Below are 19,397 nucleotides of genomic sequence, written 5' to 3'. Positions count from 1 at the left end.
AAAAGTTTGCACGGTTTGCAGATGGTTTGCAGTGCACTATGGCTCATTGCGGTATCGACCTACCCCAGACGACCCCGCGTTGCAGCGATCGAGACCACCTTGCTGGTCTCCCTCTGCTGATGCTGCTCCCACAGTTGCATACCTGCGACCGCGACCTCGGTGCGACGCGGAAGATATGTGTCTATGATCCGCTGGCAGTAATCGATCCCATGGCCGCTGATAGAGGCGATCTGTGGTGTAGTTGCGCCTGCTTCCGCCAGACGCACGATACCTGTGCGACGAAGGTCGCGACGCTGCCGATGGCTCTCCGCCAGCTGTTCTCTGACTTCCTCCTTCGAGAAACCTTCACGAAAAAGCTGTCTGGCTGCCCCCTGTGCCATCCTGGCTATGATCTGATCCCATGCCCGACAGAAATTTCGCCGCGCCCATTTCTTGCCAGTAGGGCTTGGTACCAGAAGCTTGGGGCTTTGCCTGCCAATTCTGCCTACGAGATTAACAGGGCTGCTTATCGCTTCTCGTTCAATCTGACGCATGCGCTCTCGCAGCATCCCCGCCAATCTCTCATGCACAGGAACATCCAGCAGCGTCCCTGTCTTGGATTGTTGCAAGGCTATGAACAGCCGTCCGTCGCGTTCGGAAATACGAGAAGCATCCATGCTCAGCACATCGCTGGGCCGCTGGACGGTATAAAGCAGCAGCATGTAGGCGAGTTGAAGCGAAGGACGGGCGCGGACAAGAAAAGCATCCTCCATCTCATAGCTCCATATCTGCACGCGACTGGCTATGTGCAGCCGACCGAATCGCTCAGCAACATTCTCAGTCACGATCCCCTGTTCCTTTGCCCGCGCAAGAAGGATCTGCAACAAAGACAAGATCTGGTTGGCCTTGCGTGGCGTACCGCGCATGCGCTTTTTGATCGCCTTTACTTCCTGACGCGTAATCGCTCTGGCGGGGATGTCTCCCCAGTCATCACGCATGCGGTCCAGGTAGCCGCGATAGAGCCTGCGGGTGCTCTCGCGCAGCCTGCCCTGCACTTCTTCATCCCCCAGATAATCCACGATCAGGGCGGCGATCGAACCGGGCACGATACCCGCCTCGGTCACTGGATCCTGAAAGCTGAGGCGCTCAAGGGCCGCCTCGCGCGTATGACCAAGGAATTTCTTGGTCGCACGATCATAAAAATACTCAATTACCGAACCGTCGCTGCGCTTCTTGCGCACGACGTTCAACCCGGTTCTGCGGGAGCGTGGCATTCATTCTCTCCACTAGAGATGGCGTCATGACCAGGCTTTCTGCAGAAACGGGGGCACTGGTTGCAGCCGGTGCCCCCACCCCGATTCCAGAAGCCTGATCGGCGTATAGGTCGAGCAAGTTGCGATCCCACGTCAACCTGCCGCCCCGGCCGCCGCGCGGGCGCGCGGGCGGCCACCATCCCTGCTTTACTTCGTCATCAAAGGTGGATGTGCTGACCCCAAGGTATCGCGCCGCCAGTTCTTTGGTCAGGTAACGGGGCCAAAATGGTAAGCTCTCAGCCCCTGCCATTGTCCTCGCTCCCTTTCTGTAACCATGCCTGCACACCACGCGCCCGGATCAGCCTGACATCGCCCTCCCTGACCAGAGGCCCACGGAAAACAATCCTGCTGGGTCCGCCGTCCTCGGCGACGATGCCGAGGTATTCACCCTGCCCGTTGCCGTAGATCTCGACATCGTAGATCTCGCGGCCGAACTCGAGCTCCCGCAGGCATGGGTGCGCCTGGTCATTGAGGGCATGAGGTTTCAGGCTGTTGATTTTCACTGAGAACTGACCCGGGTAGGGCGGAAATTTTCATCGAGATTTGACCCATGCCTTCACACTCCCCGGCAGCATCTGCTGGGGGTTTGAGGAGTGATTGACATGGAGCTTCTGAGTGTGATCCGTCGGTGGCACTGCCGGGATCATCTTCCGATCCGCGAGATCGAACGCCGGACGGGACTGTCACGCAATACGATCCGGAAATATCTCCGGGCACAGAGTATTGAACCACGGTTTCAGGTTCCCGAACGTCCCAGCCGACTGGACCCGTTTGCTGACAGGCTGAGGGGATGGCTGGTCCTGGAAGCCGCTCGCCCCCGCAAGAACCGGCGCACGGCGCGACGACTGCATGAAGACCTTGTGGCGCTGGGTTATGATGGGTCCTACGGACGGGTGGCCGCTTTCATCCGGCAGTGGAAACACGAACAGCGCCAGGCACGCCAGACAACGGGTCGGGGTGTTTTCGTGCCCCTGTGCTTCCAGCCCGGGGAAGCCTTCCAGTTCGACTGGGGCGAGGACTGGGCGGTGATTGCCGGGCATCGCGTCAAGCTGCAGGTTGCCCACACCAAACTGTCCTTCAGCCGGGCCTTCATACTCAGGGCCTATCCCCTGCAGACCCACGAGATGCTTTTCGATGCGCTTACCGAGGCCTTCCGCGTGCTCGGTGGCGTGCCGCGGCGGGGTATTTTTGACAACATGAAGACCGCCGTGGACCGGATTGGGTCGGGCAAGGCACGTCAGGTCAATCTGCGCTTCATGGCCCTGGCCAGCCATTATCTGTTCGAGGCGACCTTCTGCAATCCGGCAGCCGGATGGGAGAAAGGGCAGATCGAGAAGACCGTGCAGGATGCCCGGCGCCAGATCTGGCAGGATCTGCCTGCCTTTCCTGATCTGGGGGCGCTGAACGCCTGGCTGGAAGCCCGCTGCCTGGACTGTTGGGAACGGCTGCAGCATGCTGAATTGCCGCACAGCGTCTCCGAGGTCCATGCCAGCGAACGTCCCCACCTCATGATCCCGGGGCGGCCCTTTGACGGGTTTGTCGAACAGACCAAGCGCGTCTCACCAACCTGCCTGATCCAGTTCGAAGGCAATCGCTACAGCGTGCCGGCCTCCTTTGCCAATCGTCCGGTCAGCCTGCGGGTTTATCCCGACAGGCTACGCATTATCGCCGAAGGGCAGGTTCTGTGCGTGCATGACCGGATCATCACGCGTTCGCATGGTGTGCCAGGCCGCACGGTGTATGACTGGCGGCATTATCTGGCGGTCATCCAGCGCAAACCGGGCGCCCTGCGCAATGGCGCGCCGTTTACCGAATTGCCAGCCGCCTTCCGGACCCTGCAGGATCAACTGCTCAGGCGGCCTGGAGGCGACCGGGAAATGGCTGAAATCCTGGCCCTTGTGCTGCAGCATGATGAGCAGGCTGTCCTCTGCGCGGTTGAACTGGCACTTGAAGACGGCGTGGCGACCAAGACCCATGTTCTCAATACGCTTCATCGCCTGATCGATGCCAAGAGAACCGTGGTTCCCCGGCTTGATGCCCCACAGGCCCTGGTGCTCGCACACGAACCGTGCGCCGATACAGGGCGGTATGACATCCTGCGAAGGGACAGCCGCCATGCGTCATGATCCTGCTGCTGCTTCACTTGTCGTCATGCTCCGTGGATTGCGGATGTATGGCATGGCCCAGGCCACGGCCGACCTCATCGAGCAGGGCGCGCCCGCCTTCGAGGCGGCCATCCCCATCCTCTCGCAGCTCCTGAAGGCGGAACTGGCCGAACGCGAAGTCCGCTCCATCGCCTACCAGACAAAGACCGCCCGGTTCCCCGCCTACAAGGACCTGTCCGGGTTCTCCTTTGCCGATACGCAGGTCAACGAGCCCATGATCCGCCAGCTCCATGGCGGGGACTTCATCGAGCGTGCTGAAAATGTCGTGCTGATCGGTGGCCCGGGAACCGGGAAAACCCACCTGGCGACCGCGCTGGCCATCCAGGCGATCACCCATCACCGCAAGAAGGCGCGCTTCTGGTCAACGGTCGACCTGGTCAATGCGCTCGAACAGGAAAAGATCGCCAACCGGGCCGGGCAGATTGCCGACAGGCTGCTCCGCCTGGATCTCGTGATCCTTGATGAACTCGGTTATCTCCCCTTCAGTGCATCAGGGGGCGCCCTGCTGTTCCATCTGCTCAGCCGCCTCTACGAGCGCACCAGTGTCATCATCACAACCAATCTCAGCTTCAGTGAATGGGGTGATGTCTTTGGTGACCCGAAGATGACGACGGCGCTCCTCGATCGGCTGACCCATCACTGTCATATCCTCGAGACAGGAAATGACAGCTACAGGTTCCGCGCCAGCACCGCCGCGTCAAAAAACAAAAAGGACAGATCCTCTTCTTGACCGCCCGCCTCACTATGCCTGAAATAGCATCTGGCTGGGTCAATTCCTGATGAAAAACCCGGGTCAGTTCTCAGTGAAAATCAACAGATAACGCCATCAATCGTTTGAGTGCGGACAAGCTGTCGACCACCGGCTTCGACCACCTCCGGCTTGATGGCTCGGTTTACCCCCAGCCCGAGACCGGAGCCGATATTTGTGACGCCGGCTGCCGCGAAAGGCTCGATGTGGCCAATCGGGCAGTCACCGGCGGCATCCTCGTGCACCGCCCCCACCGTGAGAGCATTAACCGACTCAGCCGGGCTAAGCAGCGAACGGGTGCCCTTCGCTTTCTCGATCGACCTAAGGATGACAACCTGGCGCTCGAGCTCGGCTGCATCTTCGAACTCTTCGCAGGATTCGTAGCTGTCAAGGTGGAACTGCGCATTGCAGTTTCCGGTGCTCACGACGAATAAAAGGTCGTATCGATGGGCTAGATAGTCCAGCAGCTTCGCCCAAGGGCTCGCACCTCGAACGAATGGCGCCTCTTGATCACAGATAGAATGGTTGATTACCACCACGCGACGGCCAAGCGGCTCGCCGCCAAGACCTTCGACAAGGGCTGTCACCGCCCGATACACCATCAGGATCGGCAATTTGTTTGGGGGAGTGCACTCCTCGTTTGCTCCTTGAGGCGCAGCGAGGATTGGCACTACCTTGAGGAGCCGGGGGATTGGATCCTGTTCGGAGGCAAGATCGCCGTGGATGATAAGTGACGCCATGGCGGTGCCGTGTTGACGCCGCCTAACCGGTGACATCGCGCCGGTTACGTCGACTTCCTCGATATCAACTCGGTTCGCGAGAAGAACGTGGTTCTGAACAGGATAGCCATCCAAGAGGGCTGCCACCGGCTCGCGCTCGTCGACCGCCGTCGGAATAGGACGAATATCGATGGGATTGTCGATGGGATTGCGCGGATCCGTCGTGTAAAGCGACTGTGGGCGGACCCGCATCACTTTGTCGGCATTCGCCAAGGGGCCGCGCAAAGAACCAAGCTGCCGCGCTCGGTTACCTGGTAGTTCGACCAGCGCCGCCTGGTAGCAGATTGGCTCAATTGTGGCGAAATCAAGCACTTCGCCACCGACCGAGTCCATCAGTGCCTCGACGTAAGCCTCTGCGCTTTCCCTTAGCTCGGATGATTCCCTAAACCAGAGATCAAGCTCCAATCGGACCGGTCGATCGGGATATCGCTCAAGCATCCGGTTGACGTAGGCTTGGGAAATGGGATCCACCCGGTCTCGCGCCGACCACGTTCGAAGGTCAGAAAGGTAACCGAAAAGCGCCCACCAGTTGCCGTCGTCGGTTGGTTTCGGACGGCCTGCGATATAACGATTCCAAAGAGCAAGAACACGCTGGAGCCCGCCGATTGTGGGCATGGTCACATAGAGCAGTGTTTCTCCTACTGCGGAGCCGTCGCCCTCTACATCTTCATCTTCCTCATCGACGTCCTCTCCCCTGAAGGGACTGCCGTCTTGCGCCTCGGTAAGCCACTCGAGGCCGACCTGCCTTGCGGCAGTAATGAACTTCGCCACTGGCCCAATGACCTCGAAGACCAATGCACGATCGGGGCTGACCTCGGAAGGACGGGTGGACAAGTCGGCGCCACTCAGAATGTCATCGACGCTTCGTTCTAACGCATTGAACTTGTTACCTAATCTGATCCTCTGCGTCTCCGAAGAGAAGGCTCGAGGAAACCGGGGTTTCCTTCCCTTTATTCGCTTCTGGCTTTCGGATTCTCGCCGCATTCTTACGATTGGTCGTTGTGCCAACTGCGTTTATCCCACTTACTCGCCGCCGCCGCTCCCATGAGGCTACAGCCTCCTTGAAGGCCAGCGCCGGGGTCTTCTTACCATAAGATAAAACGACTTTGCGACGAGCGTCGAGAGTTATGGCTTCTATTTCGGAGAAAGTTTCACCCGAGAATAGTTCAATGAACTCTTTTGCGGTCATGCCGATATCGCCGAAAGTCTTATTGGTTCTGGCCAGCCACTCCTTCAATTCGGTAGCGCCAGGTGCTGGAAGCGTTAGTCGGACCTCGAACCGTCGCCAGACTGCTCGATCAAGCAACTCCGGATGATTCGTGGCACAGACCACCACGCAGTGGGTCGGCAGTGCGTCCATGTGCATCAGAAGCGAACTTACCACGCGCTTGATTTCACCGGTCTCCTGCGCGTCAGAGCGCTCCTTGCCGACACTTTCGAACTCGTCGAAGAACAGGACACACGGCATGCGTGATGCGTACTGCACAATCTCCTGCAGCCGAGAGCCGGTCTCTCCCAGATAGCTGCCGACGAGTCCTTCATAGCGGACCGTGAGGAACGGCATGCCGAGTTCAGCTGCGAGGGCTTCAGCAAGACTGGTCTTGCCAGTACCCGGCGGTCCCACCAGTAGCACCGTGTGACGCGGTTCAAGTGAGTGCGATCGGAGAAGCGACGTCTGCGCGATCTCGGCGATAAGCTCCCGAACCTCACTACGGATTGCGCGACTGTGAACCAGTTCATTGATCCGACGACGCGGAAAGGTCTCACGGAGCAGAAGCTGCAAACTGTCGGGCAACATGGGCGATTCTCTGTCGGTGGAGCACGGGGCAGAAACAGCGCGACCTACGGTCGGGGACGTACGTCTTACGAGACGAGAGGCGAGGCCATGCTTCTGCTGGAAGTGCGCTTCCTCAATGAGCGCGGTCATCGTGTCCTTAATGCGCCCATGATCATTGTCGCGTTGGCCGACGCTACGTAACCGGCGGACGTTTCGCTGATCGTTCATATTATGATCCCCTGCTCGCAGGGCGTCTCGTGCGAGAGCTCGAGCCCTGCAGCTCGCACGCACCACCAGTTGAATCTTGCATCAGGAGCATCGATTAAGCAAGCGAGACAATGCCTCGTTCGCGGGCGAAGGATATGCATTCTGCTATTACGCTACGGGTGGCGCCTCAACGCGATTGCAATGCGATCACTAGCCTGAAGTGGCTGCGTTAAGTTAGAATTGGGCACGTCCGCCATGCGTAACGGTGCTCAGGGTCCTTATGGTCGGAAAGAGGACGTTAGCTGATATTTCGCATTTAAATGAATCTTATTTTTGCCAACCATGCAGCTTCATAAGAGCTGCAGCATGCTGGCGCAATGTTTTATTCCCTTTCTTAAGAATGCCACGCAGTTCCGCTTTTTTCCGCATGTAGACCCTTGCGAATCCCGGATCATATCGGGTGATGGACGCCGTATTATCGATCAGGTCTGCCAGCTTGATGGTCTGACCTTCGGCCGAGGCCTCGGTCAGATGATCCCGATCCATCGCCTTGCGCACCTTGCGGTAGCCGTCTTTCGGTCGGCTGACATCTGTCACCATCTCGACCAGGGCTGCCACGTCCTCACCAAATGCAGCCCTGATCTCATCCAGCGTGACTGGTGTATCTTCCACCACGTCATGCAGGAGCGCTGCTGCGATCACCTCATCGCGAGCACCGACCTCCTTCACGGTCTGCGCAACACGGCGCGGATGCACGATGTACGGATCACCCGTGTATTTGCGGCGCTGGTCGATGCTGGCGTGTGCCGCTGCGGCAAATGCATCGGTCCGTGAGATCAAATCCGTCATCCGTCGATAATCCCATAAAATCCAGATAGGTAGAATATGACACAGCGAATGCTCGGCTGTCGTCCTGCGCAGACGCGTGCGGGCCAGCCCTCCATGTCGGCCATGCGTGGCTTCATGGCCCGGCAGGCCCCTGCCCGGCTTGACCGCGGCCATATCGATCCTGCCCCGCTGCTGCTGGGTAATGACATGCTGGGCGACTGCACCTCGGCCGGGATCGGCAACCATATCCGCGCCACGTCCGCGCTGGGCGGCTTCCAGACCGACATCACCACAGCGCAGGCGGTGGCGTTCTATTCCCGCTCCACCGGCTATGTGCCGGGCACCCCGGCCACGGATCGCGGCGGCGTGGAGGTCGATGTGCTGACCACGGCGCTGCGCGATGGGTATGCCGTGACCAACCAGACCCTGTTCCCGCTGTGGGGCAGCGCGGATCCGGGTGACCTGAATGGCATGCGCAATGTCATGGCAGGCCTGTCGGCGGCCTATCTCGGCGTGCAGCTGGCTGACGCCGATCTGTGGGAGGACGAGAACGGCGCACTGGCTCCGGTGTGGGATACCGACACCCCGGCCGGGCATGGCGATCCGAACCCTAATCCCGCGAACGGCCATTGCCTGCTGGGCTGGGATTACACCGGCACCGATGACACGGACATCGTGACCCTGCTCACCTGGGGCACCACGCAGCGCGCGACTTGGCGCTGGATGCGCTCGCGCATCATGGAAGCCCATGCGCTCGCCTGGCGCCAGCTGCTGCCCGCCACGGCTCTGGCACCGAGCCAGCCGGACTGGGAGGCGCTGGTCGCGGCCAATGATGCGTATCTGAGGGGGGTGGCGTGAGGGCGGTCTTGGCACTGGCCTGCGCCCTCGGCCTATCTGCCTGCGCCCATCAGGCATCCGTGCAGACCACGATCCCGCAGGCCATGGCATCCATCCAGTCCAGCCTGGCGCAGGCCGGGGTAGTGTCGGTCTCGCATGCCGGCGAGTGGACGGCGGAGCAGGATGCCCGATTCACGCACGCCGTGCGCACAGCCCAGTGCAGCCAGCACACGCCCGACCCGGTTGTGGGCACGATTGCAGGCGACGTGACGCTACAGCTCTCCGGCCAGTTCACGCAGGGCGGCCAGTTCAGCGTAGGAGCGGCCACCACTGTGCCTACGTTCGGGGTGCAGGCGGATGCCAGCCGGACGCGCGGGCAGGCCATCAGCCTGCCGGTGGCCTATGCGCCGTTGTCGTCCATGCCTGATGTGGAGATGGGGCGACAACTTGGCTACGAGGCGTCCGTGTTCGCCCAGAATGATGATGTCCGACACGCCGAGGCCGCACGCCTGATCGCTGACCGAGAAGCCCTGCGGCGCAAGGTGCAGCTAATGATTGATACCTGGAACACCGGCAAGTGCGGTGGACAGGCGCCGCTCGTTCCGTTCGTCGGCCAGAGGCCATAACTGCAAACGTCTCGACTCGTGTAAACGAATCGAGACGCCTATAAACACCATAGATGCAAAACATCCCCTTGTTTTTAAAGGAAATGCCAGTGCCTTCTAAGCTGTGGGTCGCTGGTTCGAATCCAGCAGGGCGCGCCAGATTTCAATGACTTAGCAGCTGACACTTTTGCATCTTTTGCAGTGCGCTATGGGTCATCCGGCCCATTTTGCGGCATGGCGGCCTATGCCTTTTTTCTAAGCTTTTTGCAAAAAGCTTCACCAAAAACTTTCTTATTTAGCGGCCCGGTTTGCCTGTGCCTGCAGCGCAGGCAATTAAAAAGGCCCGGGAATCATTCCGGTCACCATGGCCCTCAGCGCCGTGACCGCCTCAGCCGCCACGATGCTGGCCGCCTTCATTGTGGCTTGAACCATCAAACGTGGCATGAGCCGCAACCGGGAAAGCGGTGCCAATCGACATGATGAGTTTGCTGCACAGGGCATATATTTGAATTTCATCAAATATTACCTGATTTCAGCCCTATAGAATACATTAAAGCCAATGCCGTTGAAGACGCGACAGCCCCGACCGTCAGGATGGATGGTCGATCGTGATCGGGGCTGCCATCGCCAGAACCTGCATGATTCCAACGACAGGCCCTTATACGGAAAATATTCCTAAAAAACTGATAATCAATATCGATTCTATCCTTCTTTGAAAAACTTCCAGCCTGAAAAAACACCAGTTTTTTAAAAAGCCCTCACCGAAAACGCCCCTTGAGAACGCCTTTTTACTCAATGCAGGTGAAATGTAACCGGCAGCAGAACATGCGTACCCTCCAGCGGGTGCCCCTGCGGGGTGCACTGCACCTTGCGCGCAGCGGCAAGGGCCGTGCTGTCCAGGTCATCATAGCCGGTACCGGATTTCAGGCTGACCTGTGTTACCTGCCCCTCGCTGCCCAGCACGACATCAACCATGGCATTGCCTTCCTCATGCATGTGTCGGGCCATGGCGGGATAACGCCAGGCGGGCGGCGTGCAATGGGGCGCGGCTGGTGCTGCCGCCATTGTCTGCGCCGTGCTGGGCGCTCCTGGCCCATTCTGCGTTAGCGCCGGGGCTGACCCGGCCGGTGCGCCAGTGGGCCGGAGGGGGGGAGAAGCAGACAATGGCCTGGACCGCGCAGCAGCAGGCGCGGCAGGCATTACGGCAGGCCGCGCGGCAACAGGCGGCGTGGCCATGGCTTTTGGCTGTGGCTGTGGCTGTGGCTGTGGCTGTGGCTGTGGCTGTGGCTGTGGCTGTGGCTGTGGCTGTGGCTGTGGCTGTGGCTGTGGCTGTGGCTGTGGCTGTGGCTGTGGCTGTGGCTGTGGCTGTGGCTGTGGCTGTGGCTGTGGCTGTGGCTGTGGCTGTGGCTGTGGCTGTGGCTGTGGCTGTGGCTGTGGCTGTGGCTGTGGCTGTGGCTGTGGCGTAGCCTCCGGGGGGGGCGCCGCAACCCCTGGCCGGTCAAAAAAGACCTGAATGCTGTTTTTTTCCGCTGGCGCCGCGGGCACGGGTGTGCGGGCGGGCAGCAGCCACGCGGCAACCAGCCCATGGCCCAGCACGGCGGCCATAATGGCCCAGCTTGCAAGCAGCCGCCCCCGCCCCCAGCCCGTGGGGCCGGTTGGCGTGACGAGAATCCTGCCTGCCGTTCTGTCCTGCTGCTGCACGCTTCCATCCATTGGGGCATGGGCGCGGACTACCTTGTCATTTGACAAAAAGCCCCCGACCTCCGAGAACACTCTCCTGTTACCGCCTTCTTCTTACAACCGCAAAGAACCTGTCCATCATGGACCAAGCCCGCCACCCCTTCATGCATGACATGCCTGTGATCCGCTGGGTCATGGTGCTGTGCGCGTGTCTGGGGCTGTGGGGTCAGTTGCTGGTTGAAAGCCGCAGCCTGCCCGGCGAACTGCCGCGCGGCACCATCATGCGGCTGACGGGAATCGATATTGCTCCCGTCACCATGCGAGCGGACCGGCACGCCACGCCGCCGCATCACCACATGGTGATGGCGGATGAACCCGCCCCCCATCAGCATGGCGATACGGCCCCGCACGGCCACGACCATGCCGAAGGCTGCCCGCTCTGCCCGCTCCTGCACCTGCCCGCCCTTGCGCTGGTGGTTCTGCCCTTCCTGCCCATGCCACCCATGACATGGGCCGCCCACCGGCATGAACCCCGCCAGCCCCGCGCGCCCCCTCCCACTCCGCTGGGGCTGCCCCCGGCCTGCGGGCCACCTTCCATCTCCTGAACTCACGCGCTGCCGCATGCCCTGTTGGGGCGTGCGTGTTTTTCGTTTTCCTGTTCAGGACATGAAAAGTGACTTCCATGAAAAAAACGGCCACCCCCCTCGTGGTGGCCGCAGGCGGCTGCATGCTGGCAGTCTCCCTGCACCCGCTGGGCGCGCGCGCCCAGACCACCGTAACCCTGCCCGGCCTCTCGATCGAGGATACGGCGGACAGCACGCCCATGGGCGACCATCTGCTCTCGGCGTCGTCTCCTTCGGCCTCGCAGCGCACGGCGGCCAGCCTGAGCAGCCCCGATGCCGCCAGCCTGTTTCGCAACCAGCCCGGTGTCAGCACGTATTCGGCAGGCGGCCTCGCTTCCCTGCCCGTGCTCAACGGCATGGCCGATGACCGCGTGGCCACCGTGGTCGATGGCGTGCGCATCGCCTCGGGCTGCCCCAACCACATGAACCCCGCCCTGTCCTTCATCGACCCCGACAGCGTGGACACCGCCACCGCCATTGCGGGCATAACACCCGTCAGCATGGGCGGCGACAGCACCGGCGGTACGATCGATGTCGAGCGCAAGGACCCGCAATTTGCCAAACATGGCAAGGTTCTCGTGACCGGCCACGTCACCGGCACCTATCGCAGCAATGGCGGTGGTTATGGTGCATCGGGCAGCCTGACGGTGGCCAATGACACGTTCAGCCTGCGCTATAACGCCTCCTACGCGCAGGCGGGCGATTATGAAGGCGGTGGCGATGCGGGGCTGGTGCGCTCGACAAGCTACCTGACCTACAACCATGCGGTGACCTTTGGCGTGCACAAGGGCAACCATCTGCTTGCCCTCACCTTTGGCCAGCAGGACACCCCGCATGAGGGGTTTGCCAATCAATACATGGACATGACGAACAACCGCTCCACCTTCGTCAACGGCAAGTATCTCGGCACGTTCGACTGGGGCGAGCTTGAGGCGCGCGGCTACTGGCAGCGCGAGGACCACGCGATGGACTTCCTGCCCGACCGCGCCAAGACCACCCACATGCCCATGAACACCAATGCCCGCATGGCAGGCTACAGCATCAAAGCCACCATCCCATTGGCGGAGGGGCAAACCCTGCGCCTGGGCAGTTCGTTCGACCATTCCGGGCTCAATGACTGGTGGCCGCCGGTGGCGGGCAGCATGATGATGGGGCCCGACACCTATCACAGCATCAATAACGGCCACCGCGACCGTCTGGGCCATTTTGTGGAGTGGGAGGCCGCATGGACCCCGCGCGTAACCACGCTGCTGGGCTTTCGCAATGATCTGGTCATGATGAATACTGGCCCGGTTTCAGGCTATTCCTCCACCATGAACATGATGAACATGGCCAACATCACGGCGGCCAATGCGTTCAACACAACCGACCGGGGCCGGACGGACGTAAACTTCGATGTCACGGCGCTGGTGCGCTGGAAACCGCGCCGCGACCTGACCATCGAGGGCGGCTATGCCCGCAAGACCCGCTCGCCCAACCTGTATGAGCGCTATGCCTGGGGGCGCTCGGCCATGGTCTCGAGCATGATCAACTGGTTTGGCGATGGCAACGGCTACGTGGGCAACCCCGACCTCAAGCCGGAGGTGGCCAATACCGCCTCCATCACCGCCGACTGGCACGACCCCGATGGCGACAGGTGGGATCTGAAGGTCCAGCCCTACTACACCTATACCCACGACTACATAAACGCCTACCATATTGCCAGCGTGCGGCAGTTCAGCACGCTTGGCTTTGCCAACCATAATGCCCAGAGCTATGGCATCAACGGATCAGGCAATTACCGGCTGTGGCAGAATGGCCGCTTTGGCCGGGGCGAGATCGTGGCCAACATCAACTGGGTGCGCGGGCAGGACCTGACCAACGGCGCGGGCCTGTACCACCAGATGCCCACCAACGGCAGCGTCACGCTTAATGAACGGTGGAAGAACTGGAGCGGCCGGGTCGAGATGACCTTCGTCAAGGCCAAGGACACGGTGGACTGGGTGCGCAACGAACCCCGCACCCCCGGCTATGCCCTGCTGGGGCTGGGCGGGCAGTATCACTGGCGCTACATGACACTCGATGCCAGTATCGACAACGTGCTGAACCAGAAATACGAACTGCCACTGGGCGGCTGGTCGCTGGCCGATTACGCCGCCACCGGCAGCCTGCGCGCCCTGCCCGGCATGGGCCGGTCGTTCAATGTGAGCCTGACGGCCAGCTTCTGACAACCAGAGCGGGGCAGCGCTTCAGGTGCGTGTCCCGCTTTCTCCGCCCTGCGTTTCCACCGTGGCGGGCGGCAGCGGCGCGCGGCCTGGGGCCATCTGGCCAAACCAGGCCAGCACCGGGCGCAGGCAGATGCCAAACATGATCAGCCCCGCCACAACGCCCGCCGCCGCCGCACCCTCCAGCCGCCACAGCCGGGTCATGCCATAAACCAGCGGCAGGTAGGTCAGGGTGACGATGATGCGGGCGCGGAGCACGCGCGAGACCTGCCCGATCACGGTCAGCAGCGGCTCGAGCGGCACGATGCCCAGGCCAAGCACCGCGCTGCCCAGCATGAGCATGATCAGGTGGCGGCCACCATGCCAGTGCACATGCAGCATCCATGTCAGCAGGATGTTGCCCATCAGCATCGCAACGCCCATGAGCGCTATGGAAAAACCACCAATCGTCAGGAAAAGCTGTACGGTCACGCGCTTGATGCCATACCAGTCCTGTTTATCACGCAGGCGGATGAATTCGGGGTAAAGGGCGGGCACCATGAGTTGCGCGGGCTTGGCGATCCCTTCGCCAATCTGGCGCGAGACGCGATAGACGGCGGCATCGGCGGGGCCGAGCAGTCCGCCGACGAGCAGCGTGCCAAACTGGTTGAAAACCGAACTCAGCACATGGTTGCCGCTGGTGGAAAGGGTAAAGCGCCAGATGCCCGGCGCATCTCCTTCGGCCAGGCGGGCAAACGGGTTGAAGCGGATGCCACCCGCCAGCCGCAGTTGCAGCAGGCCCAGAAGGGTGCTGGTGGTGAACATGGCCAGTTGCGTCATGCTCCACACCAGCAGGTAATAATCCAGCCCCATATGGTACATGAAGCCCAGCCCCGACCCCACGGTGCGCACCAGCGTGCCCGACAGGTCAACCAGCATGTTCAGCCAGAAGGTGTTGCACAGCCGGAACACCCCTGCCGACCATGAAAAATTCATGAACGCGATGGTGGTCATATACACCATCGCCGCCCCTTGGTCGGCTGCGGGCCAGCCCATGGCGGTGCCAAACAGCGCCACCCCCAGCGTGCCCACCAGCCAGCCAACCCCGCCACTGAGGTAATCGGCCCGCACACAGAACGCCAGCACACGCGAGAACTGCGCGCGCCGCCCGTTGGTGAAGGGCTCGGTGCCATAATGCAGCAGCGGCTGCCACGATTGCAGGTGGGTTGCGGTCGAGATCGCGGTGCCGAAGGTGGTGACCAGCATGAGCACGCCAAAGCGCGACAGCCCCAGCGCCCGCACCGCCCAGGCGATGTAGAGGAAGCTGCATATGGCATTGGTCGCGCGCCCTGCGATCAGGAAGCCCGTATTGCCAAAAATACGTTTGAGCGCATCGCCCGATTCACTCGCCATGGGTCACCACACGCACAGATACCCGCGCCCGGCGCGAAACCGGACACGTTCCTACAGAACAACAGGGGGAAACGATGGCGCAGGCTCCCTTGGTTCAAGAACGGTCACGGGCCGGAAATGGCATCCGGGCCGACCGCGCGGGGCACTCTAGTGCGCCAGGCCGCCGGGGGCTAGTCCCTGCCGCGCACGGATTGCAAATGAGAGGCAACCGGAACACACGCCAGCGCCCAGCCCAGGGCCATGAACAGCCAGCCCGCCGTGGGCTGGGTCAGCAACGAACTCGTTGACTGCAACGGCCACAGCACCACAACACACGTCACCGCCAGCATCAGCCGCTGCGGATCGCGCGCGGCCCCCACGCCCCGCCATGCCCGCGTCAGCACGCATGCGGCAAAGGCGGCAAACAGCGCCATGGCGGGCACGCCCCCCATGGTGCCCATGAGCAGGTAGAAATTATGCGGATGCAGGTTGCACCCTCCTGCCGCTCCGTGCACGCCTTCACCCACGCCAAGCCAGGGCAGGCCATGGAAATACGCCGGATCGGGACAGGCATGCCTGAATCCGTCAAACCCCAGCCCGAACAGGGGATGGCGCTCGATCATCACGCCCGCGCGGATGAACAGCATGCCATACGGGCTATCGGCAAAGCCCTGCATGTGCGCGACAAAGTTGAGCACCAGCTTGTGGTAGGCCTGCGGGGCCAGCAGCGGCGAAAGGGCCACGGCCCCCGCCCCCAGCGCAACCGTTGCCCCCACCACGGCGCGCAGGCGGGGCACGAGCAGGCCGCACAGCCCCATGGCCAGCAGCAGGTGCAAAAGCGGCATGCGCTGGGCTATCAGCACCATGGTCACCACCAGCCCCAGCAGCAGAATCTCGGCCATGACCCGCCCCCTCGCGCCCTCGCGCCGCGCAAGGTCAATGGCCAGCGGAAACAGGCCCGGCAATGCCGTCATGACCAGCGCATGCCCCGCGCGCGGTGCCCATAACGGGCCGAGCAGCGCGCCATCCGCCCATCGTCCGTACCCCATGAAATTCCGCCCGCACAGATATTGCTGCCAGCACCCCGCCACCAGCCACACGGCCACGGCCCCGTAAGCCCGGGCCAGAATCTGGCGCATGCGCGGATCGGGCAGGACCCAGTGCTGAAGGGCGGCGACAAAGACAAAATACCGCACGAACGCTGCGGCCTGCGCCACGCCATGCCCGGCAATAAAGGAAGCCAGCATGATCTGCACCCACAGGAGTCCGGCCGCCCCCACCCAGCCCTGTCGCAACCAGTTCCAGTCTCGTCGCAGCAGGCAGTGGGCCGCAAACAGGACCGCCACGGCAGTCATGACGATTTCTGCCGGGGCAAGGGCATAAAGCAGCAGCAGCGGCATGGGGATGACCAGCCCGACTGCGATCCGCCGCATCCATCGCTCAACCTGATGCATTCACCCTGCCCATCGTGCCTCTGTCCGCGCCCGGTGTATCGCACCGCCATGCGGAAACAAAATGGATTGGATGCCCGCGCCGCGTTGCGGGGCATAGCGCCCATACAAACTCCCGCCTGCCTGCCGCGTTCAGGCGGTATTCCCCGGAGGCCATGATGCGCCTGATCTCCTGTCCCCTCGCCGCTTTGCTCCTGACCTTGCTGCTTGGCGGCTGTTACGGTCCGGAGCCGACCCACCATAACGGTGAGGGCATACAGGGGCCGCCCCTGCGCGCCAGCCCCTCGGCGCATGCTGATGACAGACCCTGATGAAAATAAAAGTTTCTGGGCGCCGCCTTTTTTCAAAAAAGCGGCGTTTCCTGAAGCTTTTTGAAAAAAGCTCCACCAAAAACTTTTCAAATCAAAAGAGTGCCTGTTTGCAGGGAAAACGTTTTCATACACCTCGCTCCATGGTGTATGTCCTCTAATGCAGGGATGCTGTCCCCTCTCATATAGACCATGATGATGCTTATCATCAGGCCCCATTTTGGCTAAGGGACGACTCATGAGCAAAGACACACCGAATCTTCTCTCGCCCAGCCCGGTCTACAAGCCTTTCCGCTACCCGTGGGCGTATGAGGCATGGCAGACCCAGCAGCAGTTGCACTGGCTGCCCGAGGAAATTCCCCTCGGCGATGACGTGAAGGACTGGAACAACAACCTGTCCGAAACCGAGCGCTATCTGGTCACCCAGATCTTCCGGCTGTTCACCCAGCAGGATACCGAGGTCGAGAACGCCTATATCGACCTGTACATGCCGCGCTTCAAGCCGACCGAAGTGCGCATGATGCTCTCGGCATTCACGAACATGGAAAGCATCCATCAGGCTGCCTACAGCCACCTGCTCGACACCATCGGCATGCCCGAGACGGAATATGCCGCCTTCCTCGAATATGAGGAAATGGCCGCCAAGCATGAGTTCCTCAAGCGCTTCAACATGGAGGACCACTACAACACGGCCCTGTCCATGGCCGTGTTCGCGGGCTTTACCGAAGGGCTGCAGCTTTTTGCGTCGTTTGCCATGCTGCTCAACTTCCCGCGCCATAACCTGATGAAGGGCATGGGCCAGGTCGTGACGTGGTCGGTGCGCGACGAGAGCCTGCACGTTGAATCCATCACGCGCCTGTTCAAGACCTACATGCAGGAATTCGGCCACCAGATCGACAAGCCCGCCGTCGCAGCCGCCATCCATAAAGCCTGCCGCGAGATCGTAACCAACGAGGACCGCTTCATCGACCTCGCCTTCCGCATGGGCCCGGTGCAGGGGCTGAGCGCCGAGGAGGTCAAGCAGTATATCCGCTTCATCGCCAACCGCCGCCTCATCGGGCTTGAACTGGCCCCGATCTATGACGTGCCGAGCAATCCGCTGCCGTGGATTGACGAGATGATGAACGCGGTGGAACACACCAACTTCTTTGAAAACCGCGCCACCGAATACAGCCGCGGTGCGACGCAGGGCACGTGGGATGAAGCCTTCGCCTGAGGCCCCGCCATGCCTGCGCCGGTCATTTGACTGACGGTGGGCGTCTGATCCGCCTGCCCTGTTTTCCGGGCCATCCGCAGGATGGCCCGGCTATCGCTCCTGAATATGTCGAGACAAATGCGGGAAGCAGCCCCATGTCCTATACGCCTGAAGACATTGAACGGCTGGCCAGAAAGATCTTTCAGTTACACTACCCGGACCGGCAATGGACCATCGGGGCAGATGCCCACGCCGCCACGCTGGAAGAGCAGGAACGCTTCCGCACCCTGGCCCATGAACAGGTATCGGGCATGCATCTGTATTAGGCCGGTCTGAATGACGGTGCACCGCGTATCGGCTTAAACAGGCCCGATAACAGGAACTGTACAGGGAAATCGAGATGCGGAAAGCTCTTTTACCTGTAAAATGGAATGAAACGGCATGACGGGTCGATCCCATGTTTCACCCTGATGCACGGGCTGGCTCCATTGCCTGCCTACGGCCTCTAATATTTCCAGAAAGCCCATTAAGGCATTTTCTTTTTCTTTGATAAGTACTTCTTCTGCATTTTGAAAAAAGACAACATACCTGTTTTTGTTCATGATCCATGACAGGTCCGTCAGGATGTCCCAAAGTGCATTGAAGTTTTTACCCGCATAGGACGGTGCATGGAATTTTTTGTAAATTTCATCATAGAAAGCATCATGCGCCTGCATTGACGATCCAGATAAAATGACTGGATCATAGCTATTATAAACATCTGGCTGATGGTCTGTTTTGAAAAGCCACGGGCCATTAATATTGTTCAATACATCTTTTTTAAACATTTTAATTTCTAAAATTATAAGGACATTTTTGACAAGGATGTTTCCGTATAGCCTTATGAAATGCTGTCTTTAAATAAAATGGCCACTCGATACCATAAAAATATGATACAAAATGACATGCACCAGACATACAGGCGACACATGCCCCCGTTAATATTTCCTCTCATTCAAGGGGAACTGTGCATGATCAAGAAGGCCGTTTTCCTGGCGCTGACCATTCCAAGCGCTGCACTGGTCAGTTATCCCACGATCAGCAATGCGCATCGGCTCACTGGTCCGGTTTCCCTTTTCGATCAGCACTAACGCCTTTCATGGCAACAATGACTGCGCACCGGCATGCATGCACGGCGCGGTTTTTGTGCGGCGTAACCTCTAGACGGCGGCAGCAGACCTAGCTAAACAGACTTTAAGGAGAGGTGGCCGAGCGGTTGAAGGCAGCGGTCTTGAAAACCGCCGTGCGTGTGAGCGTACCGTGGGTTCGAATCCCACCCTCTCCGCCA

At 60.6% G+C, this 19,397-nt stretch carries 18 protein-coding genes and 1 tRNA gene; 10 read left to right on the top strand and 9 right to left on the bottom strand.

Annotation, left to right across the window (positions count from 1 at the left end):
- Window positions 1-59: 59 nt before the first annotated feature.
- Both R5N89_RS04465 and R5N89_RS04460 read right to left on the bottom strand, forming a co-directional pair.
- On the bottom strand, window positions 60-1,253 hold the full coding sequence (locus R5N89_RS04465; RefSeq protein ID WP_208624692.1) for a tyrosine-type recombinase/integrase: 1,194 nt from the start codon (window positions 1,251-1,253) through the stop codon (window positions 60-62).
- A 275-nt stretch (window positions 1,254-1,528) separates the two neighbouring features.
- Window positions 1,529-1,795: a hypothetical protein gene (locus tag R5N89_RS04460; RefSeq protein ID WP_244192186.1), complete on the bottom strand. Its 267-nt coding sequence runs from the start codon at window positions 1,793-1,795 to the stop codon at window positions 1,529-1,531.
- Window positions 1,796-1,894: 99 nt separating this feature from the next.
- On the opposite strand from R5N89_RS04460, the gene istA reads away from it, so the two are divergent.
- Window positions 1,895-3,418: an IS21 family transposase gene (gene istA / locus R5N89_RS04455; protein WP_110570287.1), complete on the top strand. Its 1,524-nt coding sequence runs from the start codon at window positions 1,895-1,897 to the stop codon at window positions 3,416-3,418.
- Complete coding sequence (istB, locus tag R5N89_RS04450; protein ID WP_087609052.1) at window positions 3,408-4,187, top strand: IS21-like element helper ATPase IstB; 780 nt, start codon at window positions 3,408-3,410, stop codon at window positions 4,185-4,187. The genes istA and istB overlap by 11 nt, the downstream gene beginning before the upstream one ends.
- Window positions 4,188-4,267: 80 nt before the next feature.
- Here istB and R5N89_RS04445 read toward each other — a convergent pair whose 3' ends face one another.
- From R5N89_RS04445 to R5N89_RS04435, 3 genes are all read right to left on the bottom strand, one after another.
- Window positions 4,268-5,818 carry a S8 family serine peptidase gene (locus R5N89_RS04445; protein ID WP_354680702.1) on the bottom strand — a complete coding sequence of 517 codons (1,551 nt, stop codon included), beginning with the start codon at window positions 5,816-5,818 and terminating at the stop codon, window positions 4,268-4,270.
- A gap of 52 nt (window positions 5,819-5,870) precedes the next feature.
- Window positions 5,871-6,989, bottom strand: coding sequence for an AAA family ATPase (locus R5N89_RS04440; RefSeq protein WP_110568764.1), 1,119 nt, complete (start codon window positions 6,987-6,989; stop codon window positions 5,871-5,873).
- A gap of 306 nt (window positions 6,990-7,295) precedes the next feature.
- Window positions 7,296-7,817 carry an HD domain-containing protein gene (locus R5N89_RS04435; RefSeq protein ID WP_110568766.1) on the bottom strand — a complete coding sequence of 174 codons (522 nt, stop codon included), beginning with the start codon at window positions 7,815-7,817 and terminating at the stop codon, window positions 7,296-7,298.
- Window positions 7,818-7,853: 36 nt separating this feature from the next.
- Between R5N89_RS04435 and R5N89_RS04430 the strand changes: the two genes are divergently transcribed.
- Both R5N89_RS04430 and R5N89_RS04425 read left to right on the top strand, forming a co-directional pair.
- Window positions 7,854-8,654, top strand: a complete 801-nt coding sequence (locus tag R5N89_RS04430) for a hypothetical protein (protein ID WP_110568768.1) — start codon at window positions 7,854-7,856, stop codon at window positions 8,652-8,654.
- Window positions 8,651-9,259, top strand: a complete 609-nt coding sequence (locus R5N89_RS04425) for a hypothetical protein (protein WP_110568770.1) — start codon at window positions 8,651-8,653, stop codon at window positions 9,257-9,259. Before R5N89_RS04430 ends, R5N89_RS04425 begins: the two co-directional genes overlap by 4 nt.
- Window positions 9,260-10,030: 771 nt before the next feature.
- Here the strand turns inward: R5N89_RS04425 and R5N89_RS04420 are convergent.
- Complete coding sequence (locus tag R5N89_RS04420; protein ID WP_354680701.1) at window positions 10,031-10,303, bottom strand: energy transducer TonB; 273 nt, start codon at window positions 10,301-10,303, stop codon at window positions 10,031-10,033.
- Window positions 10,304-10,401: 98 nt separating this feature from the next.
- Between R5N89_RS04420 and R5N89_RS04415 the strand changes: the two genes are divergently transcribed.
- The 3 genes from R5N89_RS04415 (at window position 10,402) to R5N89_RS04405 (ending at window position 13,748) form a co-directional block, all read left to right on the top strand.
- Entirely contained in the window at window positions 10,402-10,704 is a 303-nt protein-coding gene (locus tag R5N89_RS04415; RefSeq protein ID WP_354680700.1) for a hypothetical protein, read from the top strand.
- Window positions 10,705-11,058: 354 nt separating this feature from the next.
- Window positions 11,059-11,523 carry a DUF2946 domain-containing protein gene (locus tag R5N89_RS04410; RefSeq protein WP_244192146.1) on the top strand — a complete coding sequence of 155 codons (465 nt, stop codon included), beginning with the start codon at window positions 11,059-11,061 and terminating at the stop codon, window positions 11,521-11,523.
- A 122-nt stretch (window positions 11,524-11,645) separates the two neighbouring features.
- Window positions 11,646-13,748 carry a TonB-dependent receptor gene (locus R5N89_RS04405; protein WP_244192152.1) on the top strand — a complete coding sequence of 701 codons (2,103 nt, stop codon included), beginning with the start codon at window positions 11,646-11,648 and terminating at the stop codon, window positions 13,746-13,748.
- A 21-nt stretch (window positions 13,749-13,769) separates the two neighbouring features.
- Here R5N89_RS04405 and R5N89_RS04400 read toward each other — a convergent pair whose 3' ends face one another.
- Both R5N89_RS04400 and R5N89_RS04395 read right to left on the bottom strand, forming a co-directional pair.
- Complete coding sequence (locus R5N89_RS04400; protein ID WP_110568777.1) at window positions 13,770-15,137, bottom strand: lipopolysaccharide biosynthesis protein; 1,368 nt, start codon at window positions 15,135-15,137, stop codon at window positions 13,770-13,772.
- Between the two features lie 170 nt (window positions 15,138-15,307).
- Window positions 15,308-16,549: an O-antigen ligase domain-containing protein gene (locus R5N89_RS04395; protein ID WP_244192147.1), complete on the bottom strand. Its 1,242-nt coding sequence runs from the start codon at window positions 16,547-16,549 to the stop codon at window positions 15,308-15,310.
- Window positions 16,550-17,113: 564 nt separating this feature from the next.
- Here R5N89_RS04395 and R5N89_RS04390 point away from each other — a divergent pair.
- Both R5N89_RS04390 and R5N89_RS04385 read left to right on the top strand, forming a co-directional pair.
- Window positions 17,114-18,091 carry a ribonucleotide-diphosphate reductase subunit beta gene (locus tag R5N89_RS04390; protein WP_110568783.1) on the top strand — a complete coding sequence of 326 codons (978 nt, stop codon included), beginning with the start codon at window positions 17,114-17,116 and terminating at the stop codon, window positions 18,089-18,091.
- A 134-nt stretch (window positions 18,092-18,225) separates the two neighbouring features.
- On the top strand, window positions 18,226-18,396 hold the full coding sequence (locus tag R5N89_RS04385; protein ID WP_167400860.1) for a hypothetical protein: 171 nt from the start codon (window positions 18,226-18,228) through the stop codon (window positions 18,394-18,396).
- Window positions 18,397-18,429: 33 nt separating this feature from the next.
- Here R5N89_RS04385 and R5N89_RS04380 read toward each other — a convergent pair whose 3' ends face one another.
- Window positions 18,430-18,897, bottom strand: a complete 468-nt coding sequence (locus R5N89_RS04380; protein ID WP_110568785.1) for a barstar family protein — start codon at window positions 18,895-18,897, stop codon at window positions 18,430-18,432.
- Between the two features lie 410 nt (window positions 18,898-19,307).
- Between R5N89_RS04380 and R5N89_RS04375 the strand changes: the two genes are divergently transcribed.
- A tRNA-Ser gene (locus R5N89_RS04375) sits at window positions 19,308-19,397 on the top strand.

Source organism: Komagataeibacter sucrofermentans DSM 15973 (assembly GCF_040581405.1).
Lineage (GTDB): Bacteria > Pseudomonadota > Alphaproteobacteria > Acetobacterales > Acetobacteraceae > Komagataeibacter > Komagataeibacter sucrofermentans.
Note: the sequence above shows the minus strand (reverse complement) of the source record. Positions and strands in the feature narration are given on the sequence as shown.